At 75.0% G+C, this 4,138-nt stretch carries 3 protein-coding genes; all 3 read right to left on the bottom strand.

The annotated features are described in order from the left end of the window. Positions 1-1,379, bottom strand: a 1,379-nt coding sequence (locus tag AB0E96_RS39040) for an O-antigen ligase family protein (RefSeq protein WP_359831282.1), incomplete at its 3' end; no start/stop codon positions are given. A gap of 6 nt (positions 1,380-1,385) precedes the next feature. Further along, positions 1,386-2,909, bottom strand: coding sequence for a sugar transferase (locus tag AB0E96_RS39035; protein ID WP_359831280.1), 1,524 nt, complete (start codon positions 2,907-2,909; stop codon positions 1,386-1,388). 396 nt (positions 2,910-3,305) lie between these two features. Continuing rightward, complete coding sequence (locus AB0E96_RS39030; protein ID WP_359831278.1) at positions 3,306-4,007, bottom strand: glycosyltransferase; 702 nt, start codon at positions 4,005-4,007, stop codon at positions 3,306-3,308. Positions 4,008-4,138 lie beyond the last annotated feature (131 nt).

Below are 4,138 nucleotides of genomic sequence, written 5' to 3'. Positions count from 1 at the left end.
CTCGACCCCGGCGTCCCGCTCTGGGCCACCGCCCGCAACGGCTCCGACTGGATCGGCGACGTGCCGGCGGGGTGCGCGGGGCGGTGCGCGGCCGCGCGGGCGGCGAGGCCGAGGACGACGGAGGTCAGCACGGTGGTGGTGCCGCCGATGTCGGCGTACAGGAAGTCGGACAGCACCCAGGTGAGCAGGGCGAGTGCGGCGAGCCCCGGGCCGTGCCGGTGGCGCAGGCAGCCGAGCAGCAGGGCGAGGAAGAGCGCGGCGTAGGCCGTGATGCCGATCAGGCCCTGCTCGCTGAGCACCAGGAAGTACATGTTGTGCGGGGAGAGCAGCGGTTCGCGCTGGAAGCCGATGGTGGCGTCGGCGGCGTCGCTGCCGGAGGACAGCCGCAGCGGGGCGTGGCTGTCGCGCAGTTGCTGGAAGGCCTTGGGTCCGGCGCCGAGCACGGGGTGGTCCTGCCAGATCCGTCCGGCGGTGGACCACAGGTCGTACCGGTCGGAGACGGACTGGTCGGGGGCGGCGGAGACGGAGCCGATGGAGCCGAGCCGCTTGGTGACGCCGGAGCCGCCGAGGCCGAGGCCGCCGACCAGGACGACCACGGCGGCCAGGCCGAGGACGGCGCCGCGCACCAGCAGCCGGGCGTCGGCGCGCAGCAGCAGCACGGTGGCGGCGAGGCCGGTGGCGATCCAGCTGCCCCGGCTGAAGGAGACGGCCAGTGGGAAGGCGAGGAAGGCGGCGGAGGCGAACATCGCGCGGCGCAGGCGGGCGTTGCCCTCGGCTCCCCGCTCGGCGAGGCCCAGGGCGAGGGCGGCGAGCAGCCCGTAGCTGACCACGCTGGACATCGCCATGATGTCCAGCGCGCCGAAGGTGCCGACGGCCCGGATCGGCTGGCCGGTGTAGGAGGCGCCGGTGTGGGTGAGGTACTGCTTCGCGCCGACCACGCCCTGGATCAGCGCGGCGAGCACGAAGGAGCCGAGGACCAGGCGCTGGTCGGTGCGGTCACGCAGGGAGCAGAGGACGGCGGCGGGGACCAGGACGAACACCTGGGTGAGCCGGACGAACCCGGTGACACTGGCCGCAGGGTCGATCGAGCCCACGGTGGCGACGGCGGCGGCGACCACGATCCCGCCGAACAGGACGCAGGTGGTGCGGTCGATCGCGGGCAGGCGTCCGCGCAGCAGGTTGAGCCCGGTGAGGGCGACCAACGCCAGCGAGGCGAGGTCGGCGGCGGTGACGTGGACGGCCGCGGCGACGTCCTTGTCCCCGGTGGGCACGCAGACCAGCAGGACGGTGGCCGCGGCCAGCGGGCTGGTGCGCTCCGCGAGCGCGGGCAGGACCCGGCGTAACGCCGGGCGGGGGAAGGCGGGCAGGGTCAGGGCCACGCGCGGTCAGCTCCCGTCCGGGTGGAGCATGATGACCGCGGTGCGGCACAGGATCTTGACGTCCTGCCAGAGGCTCCAGCTCTCGATGTAGCGGTTGTCGAAGCGGGCCCGGTCCTCGATGGAGGTGTCCCCGCGCAGGCCGTTGACCTGGGCCAGCCCGGTGAGGCCGACCGGGACCCGGTGGCGGTCCGCGTACTCGGGGTAGGCCTGGCCGAACCGCATGACGAAGTAGGGCCGTTCGGGGCGCGGCCCGACCAGGCTCATGTCGCCGCGCAGGACGTTCCACAGCTGGGGCAGCTCGTCCAGCGAGCTCCTGCGCAGCAGCCGGCCGACGACGCCCATCCGGTGGTCCTGGGCGATGTTCCAGCGGGTGGCGGACTCGTGCTCGTTGCTCGGACGCAGGGTGCGGAACTTGAGGACGGTGAAGACCCGGCCGTCCAGGCCGGTGCGCTGCTGACGGAAGAGCACCCCGGGGCCCGTGTCGAAGCGGACGGCGAGGGCGCAGAGCGCCAGGACGGGGGCGAGCAGCAGCAGGCCCACGGAGGCGACGGTGATGTCCAGGGCGCGCTTGACGGCCCAACCGGGGCGGCGCATCGCGGGGCGGCCGACCCGTAGACAGGGGAAGCCCCACAGGTGGTCGGCGTCGGCGGTCGGGGCGGCGGGCAGCGAGCCGTACTCGCGCAGGGCGGGCACCAGCCAGACCTGGCAGCCGAGCCGGGCGGCCTCGCGCAGGGCGGCGGCGGTCTCGGCCTCGTCGGCGGCACCGGCGGTGGCGATCACGTGCTGGACGCCGTGCCGGCGCACCTCGCGCTCCAGCGCCTCGCGGCCGCCGAGCACCGGCGGGTCGGCGTCGCCGGGCAGCAGCGGCGGGTCGGCGTCGAGGAAGCCGACCGGGCGCATCCCGTACTCGCCGTGCTCGCGCAGGGCGGTGGCGATCCGGCGGCCGAGCCGGCCGGCGCCGAGGACCAGGACGGGGCTGGGGCGGCTGCGGCGGATCCGCCGTACCAGGTGGTAGAGGACGCCGCGGCCGACGGCCGCGATCAGCAGCTGGGTGCCGAGCAGGACGGTGAGCCGGGCCGGACCGGCCGGACCGCAGTCGGGCCAGTGGCCGCCGAGGCAGCCGGACAGGGTGACGGCGAAGGCGGTGGCGACGACGGCCCGGGCGGCCAGCGCGGGCAGTTCGTCCAGGACGGACAGGGTGAGCCGGGAGCGGTAGAGGCCGCCGGCCAGGTTGAGCAGGAGCAGCAGGGGCAGGACGGCGGGGACGCCGAGCAGCGGGTCGAGCGGGGCGGCCGGGTCGAAGGCGCGGTTGGCGATGCCGCCGGCGGTGCACAGCGCGATGACGTCGGCCTGGACCAGGGCGAGCGACAGGGCCAGCCGGGAGCGGACCGGCCCTCGCGAGCGGCGCGGCGGGGGGACCGCCCGGGGGTGCGCCGCTCCGGCCGGCCGGTCGAGCAGGCCGGTGCCGGGCCGGCGGGGGCCGGACAGGGCTCCACCCGATCGCGGCACACTGTCGTGGTCAATGGTCATCAGCGCACGATCTCCCCTGCTGTGTGCCCGGGGTGGCGGTGCCCCGGCACCGGCTGGCGCGGGGCGGCCGTCCCGGCCCGGTGGGCGCGGTCCTGACATCGCCTGCTGCCGCTCAGGGCATTCGGATGTCCGGCGGCGGGGCCGATCGCTGGGGGACCGGTCAGGAAGAAATCGGTCATGCGAAGCTCAGCCGTGAATTTCCGGCGTGAAATCTGAACGAAGCAGGCAAAATCCGACAATACCGAACCGGGCCGCACAGGACGGAAGTTGACTTGCCGTTTCATTCCAGCCGCCCATTAATAGTTATTTCGGATTTGACGCCTCGCTTCCGTATCCGGTCGAGGACGCGAATACGACAACGCCGGAAACGGCGGGCATTCACGGCATGTGAAACGATCAGATCCGCTCCGGGACACGGGCCCGGCGGCGCCCCGACGCCGGTCCGGCGCCCAGCAGATGGCGATAGAGGACGTCCACCTGTTCGACCACGGTGCGCACGTCGTGCCGGCCGACCACGTGGTCGCGCAACCCGGCACCGCGCCGCTCGCATTCGATCGGATCCGACAGCGCGTCCCCCATTCGGGTGGCGAGGGCCCGCGCGTCCTCGGGCGGGACGATCGCGTGCGCGAGCTCGGCCGGCGGCAGGCACTCCCGGGCACCGGGCACGTCCGTCAACAGCACCGGCCGGGCCGCCGCCATCGCCTCCAGCGGGGCCAGCGCCATCCCCTCCCAGCGCGAGGGCAGCACCACCAGGTCGGCCGCCGCCAGCCACGGGCGCGGATCCGGCACGTCCCCGACCAGCCGGATCCGGGCGGGCTCGGCGGTCCGCCGGACCAGCTCGGCCACCCGCTGCTCCTCCGGCCCGCCGCCGACCAGCGCCAGCCGGGCCCGCGGCACCCGGCGCAGCACCTCCGGCCAGGCGGCCAGCAGCACGTCCTGGCCCTTCTGCCGGCACAGCCGCCCGACGCACACCGCGAGCGGGGCGTCCAGGTCCAGGCCGAGCGCGATCCGGGCGGCCCGGCGGTCGGCGGGCGCGTAGTGGCGCACGTCCACGCCGTTGGGCACCACCGCCCAGTCGGCGTGCACCCCGGCCGCCACGCCGTCGGCCCGCTCCTGGACGCTGACGCACAGCAGTTCACCCTCAAGGCACCCGACGCCGCCTTCCCCAACCTGTTCACCCGCGCCCTCGGCTACGTCTCCGAAGCGCCCAGCGGCGACTCCCCCGCCGT

The sequence above is a fragment of the Kitasatospora sp. NPDC036755 genome (genome assembly GCF_040636595.1).
In the GTDB taxonomy this organism is placed as follows: Bacteria; Actinomycetota; Actinomycetes; order Streptomycetales; family Streptomycetaceae; genus Kitasatospora.
The sequence above is the reverse complement of the archived record's forward strand: the minus strand, read 5'-3'. Positions and strand labels throughout refer to the sequence as shown.

Coding starts and splice junctions, on each gene's coding strand:
- AB0E96_RS39035 (WP_359831280.1), bottom strand. CDS start 2,909: ATGACCATTGACCACGACAGTGTGCCGCGATCGGGTGGAGCCCTGTCC.